This is a genomic window from Tardiphaga sp. 619_E2_N8_4, assembly GCF_051810905.1.
In the GTDB taxonomy this organism is placed as follows: Bacteria; Pseudomonadota; Alphaproteobacteria; order Rhizobiales; family Xanthobacteraceae; genus Tardiphaga; species Tardiphaga robiniae.
The window spans coordinates 4,939,380-4,955,942 of the sequence record NZ_JBPWQJ010000001.1 but is presented as its reverse complement, the minus strand read 5'-3'; the positions used below and the strand labels follow the sequence as shown (position 1 = coordinate 4,955,942).

Genomic DNA, 16,563 nt, shown 5'->3' with positions numbered 1-16,563 from the left:
AGTAATACTCAGGTCATGGGTTAGAAATTCTCAAGTATGTCCACCTTTGTCCCGCGCCGTAGTCTGCCGCCGCTGAATGCGGTCCGCGCCTTCGAAGCCGCCGCCCGCCTCGGCAGTCTGAAGGAGGCGGCCGTTGAACTCAGCGTGACCCACGGCGCCGTCAGTCAGCAGATCCGGCTACTGGAAGACTGGCTGGGTGCTCCGGCGCTGTTTCGGCGTTCGGTCCGACGGGTCTTGCTGACGCCTGCCGGCGCAGCGCTGCTCACCGAATTCGGACCGGCGCTCGATCGTATTTCGGCTGCCGTGCAGCAGCATCGAACCAGACGGCATGACGCGCCATCCATCGTGCTGCATGTGAACGCTCTCGCAACTTTCAGTCTGCGATGGCTGTTGCGACGCATGGGCGCTTTTCGTGCGGAGCATCCCGACATCGAGGTACGCTTGAGCACGTCGAACGAGACGATCGACGCTCTGGCAGAGCCGTTCGATGTCGTGATCAGAGGTGGTCCGGACACTTTCCCCGGTTACACCTCGCGTTTCCTGTTCGGGGAGCGGCGGCTGCCGGTGTGTAGTCCGAGTCTCCTGGATCGGGCACCGCTGACCGATATCCGCGATCTGTCGCACCATACGCTGCTTCACGTCTCCTCGATGGCGCGGCTGTGGCGCGACTGGCTGGCTGAGGCCGGAGAGCCCGCCCTTCGCCCAGAGGCATCCCTGACCTTCGATCATTTCTATCTGACCATACAGGCGGCGATCGACGGACTCGGCGTGGCGATGGGCCCGACCGCACTGGTCGCCGATGATCTCGCGGCCGGGCGATTGATGACGCCGTTTCCGGACATCAGTCTCTCGGCGCGAAGCTACTTCGCCTATCTGCCGGAAGCGCGACGGACCGATCCACATATCGCCGTGTTCTGCGACTGGCTCGAGCAACAAGGCCGTGATCTCGTCCGGAGCTAGCGTCGATAACACCGTCGCTTCCATGAATCGCTGGGGCAAGGCGCGGGCGGCGACGCCGATCAGGGTACTCGTCGGTCGCTCTCCGGCCCCGAACAGCTTCCTGGTGTATCGGCAATGTCGATAATTTCCGCGGCTTCCCCGATATCCCCGGCAACGACTTCGTCATGAGTTACCCGACGCTCGGGACGGGTAGGGATAATCGCGATCAATCCGTCCCCTGCAGGGTGACGGATGGCGGGTGGGTCGCATGTGATGCGACGGCATCGATTCGTTGCAGGGCGATGGTGTGAACGATCACGAAGCACGCGATCGCGGCGGCGTAGAGCAGACGTTCGAGTAATGCCATCGATGGTCCATCCGAATGAGAGACGCGCTTGTCGTGGCTCATCATCGATGGAGCAGTGATATCAAGCGTCCTACGAACGACCGATACGCGTTAACATTCGTCTGTTGCGTGCATTGCCACGTTCCGACGCGAGAGACATTGAACCAGCGCACGCACTGATAGATCGAGCTTGCGATGTGCCAACCGCATCCGATCTCGAAAGACTTTGTTAAGCGTCTTTCGTTGCGCAAACGGCACAGGCCGCGTGTTTGTGTGGGATGAACACGGTTCGATTATTGTCCGATTGTTGCGGCTCATCTTGCTTCGCAAGTGTCCTTCGCGGACGGCACGACAACAAACATCCGCATCCTCGAACGGTGTGGATTCGATCGAAGTGGAATAACGCATGCGCGAATGCATCGGACTTGCGACGATTAGACGACAGTCGGATGACATGCGCCACGAGAGTCCAGATCGCACCCGGCGATCCGCGCTCGATAGTCACGGAACGCGATTGCTTCGCTTGCTTTTGGCGAGCGCCTCGGCAATGGCGCTCACGGTTCTCTCTGCCGGATCGGCCGCGGCTCAAGTCAACTGGACCGGAAGCACAAACAACGACTGGATGGTCGGGAGCAACTGGCAGGGCGGCGCGGTCCCCGTCGGCGTTGCCGTCAACATCGGCGCGACGTCGCCAAACCCGACGGTGCTCGGTGTCGGCGGCGCGGCGGCCGGAACGACCGGCAACATCTCCGTCGGTGTGATCGGCGGGACGGGCAATCTGACCATTCAGAACGGCAGCACGCTGACCAGCACCGGCGCCAACGTGCGGCTCGGACAAGGGGGCGGAAGCAACGGCATAGTGACTGTCACCGGGCCTGGATCGCAATGGCTGGTTACCAACGGACAACTTGTTCTTGGCTTTTTGGGAAGTGGCACGCTCAACATTGAAAATGGGGCGAAAGTATCCGTATCAGCAGCCTTCAACACGAGGGTAGGCGGCGGTACCGGGTCTTCCGGCATGCTCAACATCAATGGCGGCTCCACGCTGGAGACCAACGTCCTGATCGGCAGCGGCGTTGGCGCCTCGCAGGTCAATTTCGACAACGGCATTCTCCAGGCACGAGCCAATCAAGCGACCTTCATCACCGGATTTTCGGGCACAGAGCTTAGCATCCTCGCGGGCGGGCTGACGATCGACACAGGCGCGTTCACGGTCGGCACAGATGCGGCATCCGCCCTCACAGGTGTCGGTGGATTGACCAAGATCGGCATCGGCACTCTGAACCTGGCTGCCAGCAACACTTATGCCGGCCAGACCGTGATCCAGGCAGGCACCCTTGCGTTGACCGGCGCGGGTGACATCAGCAATTCGAGTCGTGTCGTCGCGAACGGGACGTTCGATGTCACGGGTATCACTGCGGCTAGCACAAATATCCAGAGCCTGGCAGGAAGCGGGGCCGTCGCGCTCGGCGCCAAGAACCTGACCATCACCAATGCCAACGACCTGTTCTCCGGTATCATCTCCGGCACCGGTGGGCTGACGGTCAGCGGCGGCAAGCAGACCCTTTCAGGCGTGAACACCTATACCGGTGGCACTACGGTGAGCGGCGGCACGCTCAGCGTCAACGGCAGCGTGTGCGGCGCCATGACTGTGCTCGCCGGCGGCACGCTGCAAGGCACCGGCACGGTCTGCGACACGTCGAACGCGGGTATCTTGGCGCCCGGCAATTCCATCGGAACGCTCACTGTCGCCGGCAACTACACCGGCAACGGGGGAACGCTGCAGATCGAATCCGTGCTCGGTGGCGATGCCTCGCCGACCGATCGGCTTGTCGTCACCGGCAACACCGCGGGCAGCACCAATGTGCGGGTGATCAATCTCGGCGGCAGCGGCGCTCAAACCGTCGAAGGCATCAAGATCATCGATGTCGGCGGCGCGTCGAACGGCGCGTTCTCGCTGCTTGGCGATTATGTGATTCAGGGCCAGCAGGCGGTGGTCGGTGGCGCCTATGCCTATACGCTGCAGAAGAACGGCGTCAGCACGCCGACCGATGGCGACTGGTATCTGCGCTCCAGTCTGATCAATCCTCCGGTCTCGGCGCCTCCCGGTCCGCTCTATCAGCCCGGCGTTCCGCTGTACGAAAACTATGCGCAGGTGCTGCTCGGCATGAACGAGCTGCCGACCATGCAGCAGCGCGTCGGCAATCGCTATTGGGGCGGCAGCGATGCCATGGCGCGCGCCGGTGTGGCGTCGGCGTCAGGCGAGGCGTCGCGGACGCCAACGGCGTTCTGGGGCCGCATCGAAGGCGGCCAATCCGATTTGCAGCCCTCCACCACCACAGGCTCGACCTATAAGACCGACCAGTTGAAAGTGCAGGCGGGCCTCGACGGTCTCCTGATGGAGAACGAGCGCGGAAGGCTGATCGTCGGTCTCACCGGGCAATATGGCCTGACAACCGCCAATATCGCATCGGCCTTCGGCAATGGCCGGATCCGCGTCGAAGGTTCGGGTGTCGGCGGCACGCTGACATGGTTCGGCGACAACGGCTTCTATGTCGACGGCCAGGCGCAATCGATGTTCTACCGCAGCGATCTCTCCTCGGTCCTGGCCGGCAGCATGACCCACGGCAACGAAGGCGTTGGCTATGCCTTCAGCGCTGAAACCGGCAAGCGGTTCTTTGTCGGCAACGGCTGGTCGCTGACGCCGCAGGCGCAGCTGTCCTATTCGAAGGCCGAGTTCGATCGCTTCACCGATCGGTTCGGCGCCCCGGTGTCGCTGCGCGACGGCGACAGCCTGCTCGGCCGCGCCGGCCTTGCGCTCAACCACCAGAAGACCTGGAACGACGGCGCAGGCATCGTGCGCTCGGATATCTACGGCATCGGCAACCTGCGCTACGAGTTCCTCGACGGCACCCGTGTCGATGTCGCCGGCACCGGCTTCGCCAGCGCGCAAGACCGGCTGTGGGGCAGCATCGGCGGCGGCGGCACTTATAGCTGGGCCAACGGCCGCTACGCTGTGTTCGGCGAGGTCTCCTATAGCGCGAGCCTTGAGGACGCGGCGGCGAACCGCAGCTACAAGGGCACTGGCGGCTTCCGCATCGTCTGGTGAGCGACGCGATACGACATACGCGCGGCAAATTATCTGGCGTCTACCTGATCACGCGCGTCGCATAGCCGGCGAACAGCTTGACCAGATCCGCCTGCCGCCGGGTTCCAGTTTTGTAGAACAGGCGGCTGAGATGCGTCTTGATCGTCGTTTCGGCGACGCCGAGCGCTGCAGCGACCTCCGGCACGCCGCCGACCTGGACGATCGCCAGCAGGACGCGAAGCTCTGACGGTGTGAGCTGGAAAGTCTTGCCGATGAGTTCGGGCGGCGAGGTGGCGTCGATATCCGCCTTGCGCACGAACAAAGCCGCCGTGGCCGAATAGACCAGACCGGCCTGTCGCCGTGCTCCCGATGTCAGCGGCAGGAGATGCGCGACGTATCGTTCGCCAGTGCTGCCGACGAGCGGCATGGCGATTCCGCGGGTGCCGAGCGCGCTGTCGCCGTCACCGGCGACGGCGAGGGCCTCCCGCAAGGCGCGATCGGCCTGGCTGTCGCGAGCACTGAGGCGGCCGGAGGAGGCGCGCAGGACGTCCGCTGTATCGAGCATGGCATGGCCGGCAAAGTTGGCATGGACGATGCGCGCAGCCGAATCGACGAGGAACAGGCCGACGCTCAGCCCGTCCAGCGTATCCGCCAGCGTCGCGGCCTCGGCGGCTTTCAGATCGAACATGCGTCCGATCATCACGGCGCGGCGGATATGCGGCGCGATCAGCCGCATCCGGTGACGTGCGCGCTCATCCGCGACGCCGTCACGCTCATTCCGGAACACGCCGAACATGGCGACATTGGTGATGGACTTGTCGAGCACCGAATTGATGCAATCCGCCAGTCCCTGCGGCTGCACCCATTCCTTGTAGAAGCGGGTTTCCCTGAACTCCGCGTAAGGCAGGATGTCCTCGATCCCAATCGGTTCATCGAGCTCTGCGAAGAACTGCACGGTCGTGGTGGGATCGAGCGCAACATATTTGTCGAAATAGGAGCTTTGATAGTCCGCGGAAATGCCGACCACGTGGAGAATATGCCCCGACGGCATGGCTGCATTCTTGGTATAGAGGCTGGCGCCGACGCCGCCGACGAATTGCATCGCGCGCTCGATCGCATTCGCCCAGGACGACGAGTCGAGGACGGTGTCGTAGATGCAGCCGATCAGGTCGCTGAGCTGTTCTGCGCCTTCTGCGAGATCAGGCGATGCGAGCCGGGCGGCCATCGGCCAGAGCGGAGTCACTGACGTCATTTGCAACTAACTCTCGGGAAGGTGAGCATGCACCTTTGCATGCGTGCCTGTGCCGGCACGCCGACGATGCGTGATTGGAAAGCTATGTGGTTCCGGCGGCGATGTCGTTGCCGAACGCGCAGAAGCTGTGTTTCAGCATGCGAAATATTTTCCGGATGATGCGCGGAATAAATCGAAAATCACGGACGTGCGCCGATCGGTCTTTGATAGCAAAATGACGGCGCTTGCGGCGCCGTCATTCGAACCAAATTCAACCGATGCGGAACACTCAATCCTTGCGCAGGAATGCGTAGTCCGCCGAATAGGGGACGCTGAGAAACTGGCCGGCATCATCGCATGAACCGGCGGCAACGCCGCCTTTGGTGTTGATGCGCTGGATCACGTCGACCATTGCGAGCTTGCCGTCGCCATGCCGGTCAGTCACCGTCAATTTGAGCCACGGGATATCGCTCGCGGTTTTACCTGGTGCGCGGCCAACCGCTTTGCCGCCCAGCGTGCTACCATCGGTGAGTTGCCAATGCGGGCCCGCATAGTGGCGGCCGACGGTGAGTCCATCGGACAACAGCGTGGCGGTCGGCTCGCGGAAGGTCCAGGTGAGCTTGCCGTTCGAGCCGGCGATACACTCATACACTTGTGCGCCTTCGGCGTGATAGATCGCCACGATGGTGGCATCCGGCTCGGCAATCTCGGACGGCACCTGAGCCGCGACCGGATGCGTCAGCGCGGCGAGGGCGGCGATGAGCGCCGCCCCGAACGGTCTGCACTTCACTCTGCAATTCATGTGATCGTTCATGGGACCTCGCGCGTGATGTCTATTCAGCGACGGCCTCGCCGGAGCCGCCGAGCTCCGCCGGAAAGTCCTTCAACTTCGGCAGGCCGTCCTTCATCGGCAGCACGGTCTCGGCATAATTGACGTGGACACCGGGTTCGAAACGAAGTGTCGGGATGGTCGCCGCAAAGACATCGACCAGGCCGAGTGTCGGATGATTGGTCAGCAGGTGTCCGCCGCATTTTGCACAATACTGGCGCTGGCTGAGCGGTGTCTTCTGGAAGCTTGCAACATGCTTGGGGCCTGCGGTGATCCGCACGGCACTCGGCTTCCACAGGCTGAAGGCATTGACCGGCCCGCCGGACCACGAACGGCATGAACTGCAATGGCAATAGCCCATCGCTTCCGGGGCACCATCCACTTCCAGTTCAACTGCGCCGCAGAAGCACTTCCCAACATGTGTCATCGATCTCGTTTCCTCTTGCTCGTGCATTGTGTCCCGCGGTGAAGCCGGGGGCATCGAGCGTTCTGCTAGCAGGGACGCGCAAAGCGGAGCGTCATGCGATCGGATGAGCCAGCATCACAAGATGTGTCGATGCAATACGCGTGCCGGATGGCGATGTGGCGCGTCGCGCAATCGCTGACGCGATGGAGTTCACGTGATGATCGAAACGCTCACGCCTATGGTCCTCGTTTCCGAGGCGCGGAGCTGGATCGGCACGCGCTATCAGCACCAGGCGTCGCTCAAGGGCGTCGGATGCGATTGCCTCGGCCTCGTGCGCGGCGTCTGGCGCAACTGCATCGGCGACGAGCCGGAAGCACCGACGCCTTATGCGCCGGACTGGGCCGAGGCGCGGGCTGAGGAGTCGCTCGCGCAGGCGGCGTTGCGTCATCTCGTGCCTGTCGCGCTGGATGAATGCGGTGCCGGCCATGTCCTACTGTTTCGCTGGCGCGACGGTTATGTGGCCAAACACGCGGCGATCGCGAGCGGTGAGGGCACGATGATCCACGCCCATGACGGCGCGGCCGTCTGCGAGGTCGCCCTGACACCCTGGTGGCGTCGTCGTCTGGCCTATGCGTTCCGCTTTCCCGGAGTGAGCTGATGTCGCAACTGGTTCTCTCGACGGCCGGCGGCGCCATCGGCGGAATGTTCGGGCCGATCGGTACAATCGCGGGCCAGCTCGCCGGCGCGGCGCTCGGCGGTGCGATCGATAGCGCGCTGTTCGGTTCCGGCGATCAGACCACAAGCGGGCCGCAACTGGCCGATCTCGATGTGATGGCGTCCACCGAGGGGGCGCCGATCCCGCGCATCTATGGCCGCGCGCGGCTGAGCGGTCAGGTGATCTGGGCGACGCCGCTGGAGGAAGTCGCAACGTCGGATACGGTGCCGACGGACGGCGGCAAGGGGCTCGGCGGCGGGCCGACCACAACGACGACGACCTATAGTTACTTCGCGAATTTCGCGGTGGGGCTTTGCGACGGCGTGATCGGCCGCGTCGGGCGGATCTGGGCTGACGGCAAGCCACTCGATCTCGACGGGATCAATTTTCGCGTCTATCGCGGCACCGAAGACCAGATCCCGGACGGGTTGATCGTCGCCAAAGAAGGCGCGGGCAACGCGCCGGCCTATCGCGGGCTGGCTTATGTCGTGTTCGAGCGCTTGCCGCTGGCGAATTTCGGCAACCGGATTCCGCAACTGTCCTTCGAGATCATCCGACCGATCGGCCTGCTCGAAGCGATGGTGCGCGCGGTGACGCTGATCCCCGGCACCACCGAGTTTGGCTATGAACCGTCCACGGTAGTGCAGCTGCTCGGCCCCGGACAATCCGCGCCGGAGAACCGCCATCACGGCTCGGCGCGGTCCGATGTGGTGGCGGCGCTGGACGATCTGCAGGGCCTGTGCCCGAACCTGCAGCGCGTCGCCATTGTCGTGGCGTGGTTCGGTTCTGATCTGCGCGCCGATTACTGCCTGGTGCGGCCGGGCATCGACAACCCCGCCAAGACGACCAGTCCGCTGACGTGGTCGGTGGCTGGCGTCACGCGCCCCACCGCCTATGTGGTGTCGCAAATCGACGGACGTGCGGCATTCGGCGGGACGCCGTCGGATGACAGCGTCGTGCATCTGATCGGCGAGCTGAAAGCGCGCGGGCTGAAGATCACATTCTATCCGTTCGTCATGATGGACGTGCCTGATGGCAACGGCTTGCCCGATCCGTGGAGCGGGGCGGGCGCACAACCGGCCTATCCCTGGCGCGGCCGCATTACCTGCGATCCCGCACCGGGACAGCCGGGCTCGCCCGATGGCACCGCGACGGCCGGCGCGCAGGTCGACAACTTCTTCGCCGGAGGTGTCTGGAATTATCGCCGGATGGTGCTGCATTATGCGCAGCTCGTATCGCTTGCCGGCGGCGTCGATGGCTTCCTGATCGGCTCGGAATTGCCCGGGCTGACGCGCGTGCGCTCGGCGTCGGGCAACTATCCCGCTGTCGCTCAACTGATCGCGCTCGCAACCGACGTGAAGACGATCGTCGGGGGCGGTACGGTGGTGACCTATGGCGCGGACTGGACCGAATACGGCGCGCATGTCGCAACCAGTGACGCGTCGGAGATCCGTTTTCCGCTCGATCCGCTCTGGGCATCCGGCGCAATTGATGCGGTCGGGATCGATTACTATGCGCCGCTGTCCGACTGGCGCGATGAAGCCGATCATCTCGATCGTGATCTCTTCGACACGATCTATGATCGCGCCTATCTGCGCAGCAATGTGGCGGGCGGCGAGGCCTATGACTGGTACTATCCGGATGATAACGCGCGCGATGCGCAGGCGCGCGTCGCGATCACCGATGGCAGCGGCAAGCCGTGGATCTATCGTGTCAAGGATCTCTGGAATTGGTGGGGCAATGCCCATCACGAGCGCGTCGGTCATGCGGAGCTCGGTAGTTCGACGGCATGGGTTCCGCGCAGCAAGCCGATCTGGCTGACCGAGGTTGGCTGTCCCGCCGTCGACAAGGGCGCCAATCAGCCAAGCGTGTTTCCCGATCCGAAATCGTCGGAGAACTTTGCGCCGTATTTCTCCAGCGGCGCGCGCGACGACCTGATGCAGCGGCGTCATCTGGAAGCGCTCATCTCTGCGTTCGATCCGGCCTTCGGCGCAAGCGACATGGAGAATCCGGTGTCGCCTGTTTATGGCGGACGGATGATCGATGTATCGGCCATTCATGTCTGGACCTAGGACTCGCGGCCTTATCCGATCTTTCCGGCCGCCGATGACATCTGGGGCGACGGCGCCAACTGGCATACCGGCCACTGGCTGAACGGCCGGCTCGGCGGCGCGCCGCTGGATGCATTGGTCGACAGGCTTGCTGTTGATGCCGGCGTGACGGGGATCGATGCCTCGGCATTATTGGGCGGCTGTGATGGTTATGTCGTGGACCGGCCAATGGCGCCGCGGGCGATGATCGAGCCGCTGTCGGTGGCCTATGCCTTCGATGCGACGGCGGCTGATGGCACGTTGCGCTTCATCCCGCGCGGCGGGCTGCCCATGGCGAAATTCACTGAAGACGATCTGGTGGCGCCGGATGACGGCGCGCTGGCGCGGCTGGTGCGCGCACAGGAGACCGAATTGCCCCGTCAGGTTAGCATCGGCTTCAGCGATGCGCTGACGGATTATCGGCGCTCGGCAGTCACATCGCGCAAACTCACCGGCGGCGCCAGCCGGATGCTGCATGCGGACCTCGCCGTCATCACCAGCGATACGGCAGCGACGCAGCGCGCCGAGGTCTGGTTGCAGGATCTGTGGGCGGGGCGCGAGCGCGCGGAGTTCGCCGTCGGCATGACTGCGCTCGCACTGGCGCCGGGCGACGTGATCGCGCTGACGCTCAACGAAAGGCGACGGCTGTTCGAGATCAGCGGGCTCGTCGATACGCAGGCGCGGCAGGTGACGGCACGCAGCATCGATCCCGACGTGTTTGCCGTGCCGCTGCTGGCGCCTGAGATCAAGCTGCCGCCGGTGCCAGCGGCGCTCGGGCCGGTACAGGTACTCGCGCTGAATCTGCCTGTCATCGACGGTGGCAATGCCGATGTGCTGACGCGGCTCGCTGTCTTCGCGAATCCGTGGCCGGGCTCGGTGGTGATCTGGCAATCGAAGGACGGTGCGAGTTTTCAGGTCGCAGCCGTGGCGGCAACGCCTGCGGTGATCGGCGAGACGCTGGATCCGCTGCCGGCCGGTCCGACCGCACGATGGGATAATGCCAGTATCTGCCGCGTGCGGCTTCATGGCGGCGCGCTGGCTTCGCTGTCGGACGCGCGGGTGCTCGGCGGCAGCAATTCCGCAGCACTGCGGAATGCGGATGGCGACTGGGAGATTATCCAGTTTGCCGATGCCGAACTGGTCGAGGCCAACACCTACAAGCTGTCGCGGCTGCTGCGCGGGCAGGCGGGGTCGGAATCCGCGATGGCAGCGCTATTGCCGGCCGGCGCGCCGTTCGTGATGCTCGACAGAAGCCTGGTGCCGATCGCGCGCGGACTGGATGCGCTTGAGCGCCCGTTGTCGCTGCGCGTCGTCGGCAATGGCCGCAGCCATGACGATGCCTCGGCCGTCGCGCTGACGCTGACGCCCGATCGCAGCGCGTTGCTGCCGCTCGCGCCCGTGCATGTAAAAGCCGTGCGCAAGCCCGATGGCATCCAGATCTCATGGATCAGGCGCACGCGTCTCGATGGCGATGGCTGGAATGCCGAAGTGCCCCTTGGCGAAGACGGCGAGGCGTACCGGCTCGAGATTCTCTCAGGCAGCTCTGTCGTCCGCAGCATCGCCTGCACCACAGCGCAGGCGCTCTATGCGGTGGCCGACGAGGTCGCCGATTTCGGCGCGCTGCAGCCGAGCCTGCATCTGCGCGTGGCGCAGCTCTCCGGCACCGTCGGAGCGGGGTATCCCACGGAACTGACACTGACACTCTGAGGCCGATATGACCGACACGCCGAATCTCAAGCTGCCCTTCATCGATGGCGGGCAGGCGCAGAAGCACGTCACCCATAATGAGGCGCTGCGCATTCTCGATGCGGCGATCCAGATCTCGGCACTCGATGTGACGCGGACCGTTCCGCCGGCATCGCCGGCCGAGGGCGCACGGCATATCGTGGCGGCCGGGGCGTCAGGGGCCTGGAGCGGCCATGCGCTGGCCATCGCCACATGGCAGGACGGGGCATGGACGTTCCTCGTGCCGAAAGCCGGCTGGTGCGTCTGGTCGATCGCCGATGACGTGATGATGGTGTTCGACGGCGCGCTGTGGCGCGATCTGCGCAACCTTGCGCTCGACAGTATCGACCATCTCGGCGTCAACACAGCGGCCGACAGCAACAACCGCTTCAGCGTCAAGTCCGATGCCGTTTTGTTGTCGCACGACGACGTAACACCCGGCAGCGGCGACCTGCGGGTGACGTTCAACAAGCTGAATGCAACGAAGGATGTCGGCTTCACATTGCAGTCGAACTATTCACCGCGCGCGCTGATCGGCCTGCTCGGCAGCGACGATCTCTCGATCAAGGTCTCCGCCGATGGCGTGACCTATCGGACCGCGCTGGCAGTCGACAAGACCAGCGGGCAGGTCAGTTTCGAGCAGTCCCCGAAGTTTCTCGCCTATCTGAACTTCGACAAATATTGTGCGGCGAACACCTTCACCAAGGTGCAGTTCAACAATAGCCGGCATAACGACCAGAGCGTTTTCGATGCCGCGAACAACCAGTTCGTCGCGCCGGTCGCCGGCATCTATGCGCTCGGATTCCGCGTGATGTTCAAGGCCAATGCGGCGGTGCCGACCATGCTGACGGCGGCCATGTACAAGAACGGCGTTGAGCTGCTCAACGACACGCGGGTGCAGACATCGTCGGCGCTCGTCAGCAACAGGACGATGTTGAGCGGCCATGCGCTTCTCAAGCTCGCCGCCGGCGATGCCATTTCGGTCTGGGCCGCGATGGAGACCAATGACGGCTATATCGCCGCCGCGCAGAACGGCTTCTACGGCCACCGCATCGCCTGATTGCGCGAAGGCGAGGATCTCGCTCTCTTACAGGATCATCATCATGAAGCTCGATGAAACAACTTTGCGGCGTCTCTGGCCGCAGGGCGACAGCCGCGTGCCCGGATTGCTGTCGGGTATGGTGCAATCGTCCGAGGCCGTGTTTGCGCGCTACGGCATCACCACGCCGCTGCTCGCCGCGCATGTAATGGCGCAGATATCACACGAATGCGGAGCAGGGCGCGACGTCGTGGAGAACATGAACTACAGCGCCGGGCGCATGATGCAGGTCTGGCCGTCGCGGTTTCCCACCATGGCGAGTGCGCAGCCTTATGCCGGCAATCCGCGGGCGCTCGCCAACAAGGTCTATAACGGCCGCATGGGCAATGCCGTTGGCTCCGACGACGGCTGGAATTTCCGCGGCCGGGGCGGGTCGCAGACCACGGGCCGCGAAGGCTATGAGCGGGTCAGGAAGGCCACGGGGATCGATGTGGTCAAGCATCCCGACTACCTGATCGATCCGCGTTACTTCCTCACTTGCGCCGTGTCAGATTTCATCAATTGCGGCTGCCTGCCGTTTGCGAAAGCGGATGACGTCGTCGGCGTCACAAGGCGGCTCAATGGCGGCGCCGTGGGTCTCGCCGAGCGCAAGGCCTGGTTGGCGAAATGGAAGGCTGGGCTACGCGATGTGCCGCTGGTGATCGCGCCATCCGTGGGGCTACCGCCCGTGATCGCATCGCCGCCGCTGGCGCCCGAACTGCCGACAGCCAAGCCCACCAATCTTTCCGCTTTCATCGCCGCGCTTGTCGCGGCCTTCCGGAGGACATGACCATGGACTGGGGTGACCTTGCCAAACAGGTGATTGCGTTGGGCGCGCCGATGCTGGGGACGGCCCTGGGCGGCCCGCTCGGCGGTGTGGCCGGCGAGATCCTCGCCAAGGCGGTGGGCTCGGTGACGCTGACGCCGGCGGCGGTGCAGGCGGCACTGCCGGCGGCCGATCCAGCCAGGCTGGCTGAAGCCGAGGCGCATTGGGCTGACATGATCCGCGCCGAGGCGGAGACCCAGCGCGCGGCGATATCAGAGACCCAGGCGACGATCCGCGCCGAGATAGTCAGCGACGATCCGCTGCAGCGCTGGTGGCGGCCGGCCTATGCGCTGGAATTGACGGTAGAATGCGCCGCGCTGTGGTGTGTGCTGATGCACGAATTCTGGACCGGGGATATCCAGACCATCAACGCGCTGGTCAATGCCACGGCGCTGCTGGTGACCTATTGGGGGTTCCGTTTCGGCGTGCTAGGCGTCTATATCAGCGGCCGCACCCGCGAAAAGGTCAGTGCACTGACCGGGCAGGATTCGCCCGGCATGGTCGAGAAGCTGGTCAAGGCGCTGACGGTTAAAGACGGTGTGAAGAAAAAGTAAGGTTGGCGGCCGTCGCCATTCATGGAGTGTTCACGCGTCCGGGCATCAATTCGGATTGTGAACGCGGAGAAGTCATTTGCGCCTGCTCGTTGTCGAAGATGATCCCGATCTGAACCGTCAGCTCACCACGGCGCTGACCGATGCCGGCTATGTCGTCGATCGCGCCTTCGATGGCGAGGAGGGGCACTTCCTCGGCGACAGCGAGCCCTATGACGCCGTGGTGCTCGATATCGGCCTGCCGAAGATGGACGGCATTTCGGTGCTGGAAGCCTGGCGCCGCAACAACCGCATCATGCCGGTACTGATCCTGACGGCGCGCGATCGCTGGAGCGATAAGGTCCAGGGCTTCGATGCCGGCGCCGACGATTACGTCGCCAAACCGTTCCACCTCGAAGAGGTGCTGGCCCGCATCCGCGCGCTATTGCGCCGCTCCACCGGCCACGCCCAGTCCGAACTCACTTGCGGACCTGTGTCGCTGGATACCCGCACCGGCCGCGTCAGCGTTTCCGGCAGTCCGATCAAGATGACGAGTCACGAATACCGGCTGCTGTCCTATCTGATGCACCATACCGGCCGCGTGATCTCGCGCACCGAACTGGTCGAGCATCTCTACGATCAGGATTTCGATCGCGACAGCAACACCATCGAGGTGTTCGTCGGCCGTATCCGCAAGAAGCTCGACGTCGATATCATCCAGACCGTGCGCGGCCTCGGTTATCTGCTCACGCCGCCGCAGCCGTGATCGTCCCCGGGATCATGCGCTGATGCGCAACAGCTCGCTCGCAACGCGGCTGTTTCTGTCGGCGACGGCCTGGGTGGTGGTAATCCTCTTGATCACCGGCATCGTCCTGTCCTCGGTCTATCGCAGCGCCACCGAGCGCGCCTTCGATCGCCGCCTCAATCTCTATCTCCGCACCCTGGTGGCCGAAGTCGCCAATCCGCCGGACGCGCCCGATCACGATACGCCATCGCTTGGCGAGCCGTTGTTCGAACTGCCGCTGTCGGGCTGGTACTGGGAAATCGCACCCACCGAAGGCGCGAAGACCGAGATGCGGGCCTCGCGCTCGCTGTGGGACAAGAAGCTGCCCAAGCTCGAAGACCAGGGCGTCGAGCTCACGGCGTCGGGGATCCGCCAGGGCTATGTGGATGGGCCGGAAGAGCAGCGCCTGCGCATGGTGGAGCGTCCCGTCGATCTCGGCGCCGACGGCAAATTCCGCATCAGCGTTGCCGGCGACGCCACCGAGATTTTCGAGGAAACCCGCACCTTCGACTATTATCTTGGCGGCACATTCGCTGCCCTCTCGATCGTGCTCGTGCTCACCACGATCTTCCAGGTCCGCTTCGGCCTCGCGCCGCTGAAGCGCATGTCGGATGCCATTGCCGATATCCGGTCCGGCCGTGCCGAGCGGCTGGAGGGCACATTCCCTGTCGAGATCTCACCTCTGGCGGGCGAGATGAACGCGCTGCTTGATGCCAACCGCGCCATCGTTGAACGCGCGCGCACCCATGTTGGCAATCTCGCCCACGCGATCAAGACGCCACTGTCGGTCATCGTCAACGAGGCGAACAGCCGTGGCATCGACCCCTTTGCGAGCAAGGTGCTGGAGCAGGCCGATGTGATGCGCGATCAGGTGACGCATCATCTCGAGCGTGCGCGGATCGCTGCGCGTGTCACCATCGTCGGCACCGTCACCGATGTCGCGCCGGCGCTGGAGGCGCTGTGCCGGACGATGCAAAAGATTCACCGGGATCGCGGCATCACCATCGACCTTGAGGCCGATGCCGCGGCGAAATTCCGTGGCGAAAAACAGGACATCGAGGAGATGGTCGGTAACCTCGTCGACAACGCCTGCAAATGGGCGGACTCCCACGTCACCATCGGCGTGCAGGTCGAGCGCACCGGCAGTGCCGATCCGGCGTCGAAGCTGCGGATCATCGTCGATGACGACGGACGCGGGCTGTCGGACACCGAGCGCGCCCAGGTCGCGCGCCGCGGCCAGCGGCTCGACGAGACCAAGCCGGGGTCAGGTCTGGGTCTGTCCATCGTGGTCGATCTGGCTGCGCTTTATGGCGGTAGCCTGACGCTCGGCAAGGCGCCGATCGGCGGGCTGCGGGCCGAACTGGTGTTGCCGGGTGTCTGAGTTCCGGCCTTGTTGCGCCCCGTTGTCGCCCGAATTATCCCGTTCGTAACGTCTTTGACGTTTCCTGTGTTCCGGTTTGCGTTCGGGGTCTGCGGTCCATGGTCAAGTTCAACGCCTTCTGTGTTGCCGCCGTCGCGCTGGCGCTGGGTGGTTGCGACGTGACGACGTCGGACGGCGGGTTGGGCCTCGGCACCGATACGATCGCCCGGGCCTATAGCAGCACCAAGTCGGCCGTTGGCCTGTCCGAGGAAAACGCAGCGGTCGCGGTGACCAATGCCGCCTTTGGCGGGCTGATCGGCGCCAAACTCGGAGCCCAGCTCAACGACGAGGACCGCCGGCTGGCTTACGAGGCCCAGATCGCCGCCCTTGACCGCGGTGCACCCGGCGCTCCGGTGCCCTGGCGCAACGCCACGTCGGGACGCTATGGCAATATCGTCGCCGGACCGGCCTATAACCAGAAGGGCCGGGAATGCCGCGGCTTTTCCCACACGGTCACCGTCAATGGTGACCTCAAGACCGCCCGCGGCACCGCCTGCCGCAGCCCTGAAGGCACCTGGGCGGCGGCCTGATCCCGGTTCCTCAACGCCTTCTTAAC

General features: G+C 64.1%; 13 protein-coding genes and 1 pseudogene. 10 read left to right on the top strand and 4 right to left on the bottom strand.

Annotated features, from left to right (window positions below):
* Positions 1-36 precede the first annotated feature (36 nt).
* Positions 37-960 carry a LysR substrate-binding domain-containing protein gene (locus AB8A23_RS23785; RefSeq protein WP_439058036.1) on the top strand — a complete coding sequence of 308 codons (924 nt, stop codon included), beginning with the start codon at positions 37-39 and terminating at the stop codon, positions 958-960.
* Positions 961-1,165: 205 nt separating this feature from the next.
* On the opposite strand, the gene AB8A23_RS23780 is transcribed toward AB8A23_RS23785, so the two are convergent.
* The gene (locus tag AB8A23_RS23780; RefSeq protein ID WP_439058037.1) at positions 1,166-1,306 is read right to left on the bottom strand and encodes a hypothetical protein; all 141 of its coding nucleotides are present in this window, start codon (positions 1,304-1,306) and stop codon (positions 1,166-1,168) included.
* Positions 1,307-1,832: 526 nt separating this feature from the next.
* Here AB8A23_RS23780 and AB8A23_RS23775 point away from each other — a divergent pair.
* Positions 1,833-4,394 carry an autotransporter family protein gene (locus AB8A23_RS23775; protein WP_439058038.1) on the top strand — a complete coding sequence of 854 codons (2,562 nt, stop codon included), beginning with the start codon at positions 1,833-1,835 and terminating at the stop codon, positions 4,392-4,394.
* 40 nt (positions 4,395-4,434) lie between these two features.
* Here the strand turns inward: AB8A23_RS23775 and AB8A23_RS23770 are convergent, their stop codons facing one another.
* The 3 genes from AB8A23_RS23770 to AB8A23_RS23760 all read right to left on the bottom strand — a co-directional run bounded on the left by AB8A23_RS23770 (position 4,435) and on the right by AB8A23_RS23760 (position 6,860).
* Positions 4,435-5,625, bottom strand: a complete 1,191-nt coding sequence (locus AB8A23_RS23770) for a helix-turn-helix transcriptional regulator (RefSeq protein WP_439058039.1) — start codon at positions 5,623-5,625, stop codon at positions 4,435-4,437.
* Between the two features lie 268 nt (positions 5,626-5,893).
* Positions 5,894-6,418, bottom strand: a complete 525-nt coding sequence (locus AB8A23_RS23765) for a DUF3455 domain-containing protein (RefSeq protein WP_439061178.1) — start codon at positions 6,416-6,418, stop codon at positions 5,894-5,896.
* 19 nt (positions 6,419-6,437) lie between these two features.
* Positions 6,438-6,860 (bottom strand): GFA family protein, encoded by a 423-nt coding sequence (locus AB8A23_RS23760; RefSeq protein WP_439058041.1) that lies wholly within the window; start codon positions 6,858-6,860, stop codon positions 6,438-6,440.
* A gap of 196 nt (positions 6,861-7,056) precedes the next feature.
* Here AB8A23_RS23760 and AB8A23_RS23755 point away from each other — a divergent pair, with 196 nt between their 5' ends.
* From AB8A23_RS23755 to AB8A23_RS23720, 8 genes and pseudogenes are all read left to right on the top strand, one after another.
* Positions 7,057-7,497 (top strand): NlpC/P60 family protein, encoded by a 441-nt coding sequence (locus AB8A23_RS23755; RefSeq protein ID WP_439058042.1) that lies wholly within the window; start codon positions 7,057-7,059, stop codon positions 7,495-7,497.
* Positions 7,497-11,351 (top strand): annotated as a pseudogene (locus tag AB8A23_RS23750) (baseplate multidomain protein megatron). Before AB8A23_RS23755 ends, AB8A23_RS23750 begins: the two are co-directional and overlap by 1 nt.
* A 7-nt stretch (positions 11,352-11,358) precedes the next feature.
* A complete protein-coding gene (locus tag AB8A23_RS23745; protein WP_439058043.1) occupies positions 11,359-12,429 on the top strand; it encodes a DUF2793 domain-containing protein in 1,071 nt (356 codons plus the stop codon).
* A gap of 43 nt (positions 12,430-12,472) precedes the next feature.
* The gene (locus AB8A23_RS23740) at positions 12,473-13,237 is read left to right on the top strand and encodes a glycoside hydrolase family 19 protein (protein WP_439058044.1); all 765 of its coding nucleotides are present in this window, start codon (positions 12,473-12,475) and stop codon (positions 13,235-13,237) included.
* Between the two features lie 2 nt (positions 13,238-13,239).
* Positions 13,240-13,827 carry a 3TM-type holin gene (locus AB8A23_RS23735; protein ID WP_439058045.1) on the top strand — a complete coding sequence of 196 codons (588 nt, stop codon included), beginning with the start codon at positions 13,240-13,242 and terminating at the stop codon, positions 13,825-13,827.
* A 76-nt stretch (positions 13,828-13,903) separates the two neighbouring features.
* Positions 13,904-14,569: a response regulator transcription factor gene (locus AB8A23_RS23730; RefSeq protein WP_439058046.1), complete on the top strand. Its 666-nt coding sequence runs from the start codon at positions 13,904-13,906 to the stop codon at positions 14,567-14,569.
* 22 nt (positions 14,570-14,591) lie between these two features.
* Complete coding sequence (locus AB8A23_RS23725) at positions 14,592-15,968, top strand: sensor histidine kinase (RefSeq protein ID WP_439058047.1); 1,377 nt, start codon at positions 14,592-14,594, stop codon at positions 15,966-15,968.
* A gap of 98 nt (positions 15,969-16,066) precedes the next feature.
* Positions 16,067-16,537 (top strand): RT0821/Lpp0805 family surface protein, encoded by a 471-nt coding sequence (locus AB8A23_RS23720; RefSeq protein WP_089267083.1) that lies wholly within the window; start codon positions 16,067-16,069, stop codon positions 16,535-16,537.
* Positions 16,538-16,563 lie beyond the last annotated feature (26 nt).

What these genes read in the sequence shown, in the direction of transcription:
- AB8A23_RS23755 (WP_439058042.1), top strand. Translation starts at nt 7,057, where the DNA reads ATGATCGAAACGCTCACGCCTATGGTCCTCGTTTCCGAGGCGCGGAGC.
- AB8A23_RS23780 (WP_439058037.1), bottom strand. Translation starts at nt 1,306, where the DNA reads ATGGCATTACTCGAACGTCTGCTCTACGCCGCCGCGATCGCGTGCTTC.
- AB8A23_RS23760 (WP_439058041.1), bottom strand. Translation starts at nt 6,860, where the DNA reads ATGACACATGTTGGGAAGTGCTTCTGCGGCGCAGTTGAACTGGAAGTG.
- AB8A23_RS23720 (WP_089267083.1), top strand. Translation starts at nt 16,067, where the DNA reads ATGGTCAAGTTCAACGCCTTCTGTGTTGCCGCCGTCGCGCTGGCGCTG.
- AB8A23_RS23785 (WP_439058036.1), top strand. Translation starts at nt 37, where the DNA reads ATGTCCACCTTTGTCCCGCGCCGTAGTCTGCCGCCGCTGAATGCGGTC.
- AB8A23_RS23735 (WP_439058045.1), top strand. Translation starts at nt 13,240, where the DNA reads ATGGACTGGGGTGACCTTGCCAAACAGGTGATTGCGTTGGGCGCGCCG.
- AB8A23_RS23770 (WP_439058039.1), bottom strand. Translation starts at nt 5,625, where the DNA reads ATGACGTCAGTGACTCCGCTCTGGCCGATGGCCGCCCGGCTCGCATCG.
- AB8A23_RS23765 (WP_439061178.1), bottom strand. Translation starts at nt 6,418, where the DNA reads ATGAACGATCACATGAATTGCAGAGTGAAGTGCAGACCGTTCGGGGCG.
- AB8A23_RS23745 (WP_439058043.1), top strand. Translation starts at nt 11,359, where the DNA reads ATGACCGACACGCCGAATCTCAAGCTGCCCTTCATCGATGGCGGGCAG.
- AB8A23_RS23725 (WP_439058047.1), top strand. Translation starts at nt 14,592, where the DNA reads ATGCGCAACAGCTCGCTCGCAACGCGGCTGTTTCTGTCGGCGACGGCC.
- AB8A23_RS23775 (WP_439058038.1), top strand. Translation starts at nt 1,833, where the DNA reads ATGGCGCTCACGGTTCTCTCTGCCGGATCGGCCGCGGCTCAAGTCAAC.
- AB8A23_RS23740 (WP_439058044.1), top strand. Translation starts at nt 12,473, where the DNA reads ATGAAGCTCGATGAAACAACTTTGCGGCGTCTCTGGCCGCAGGGCGAC.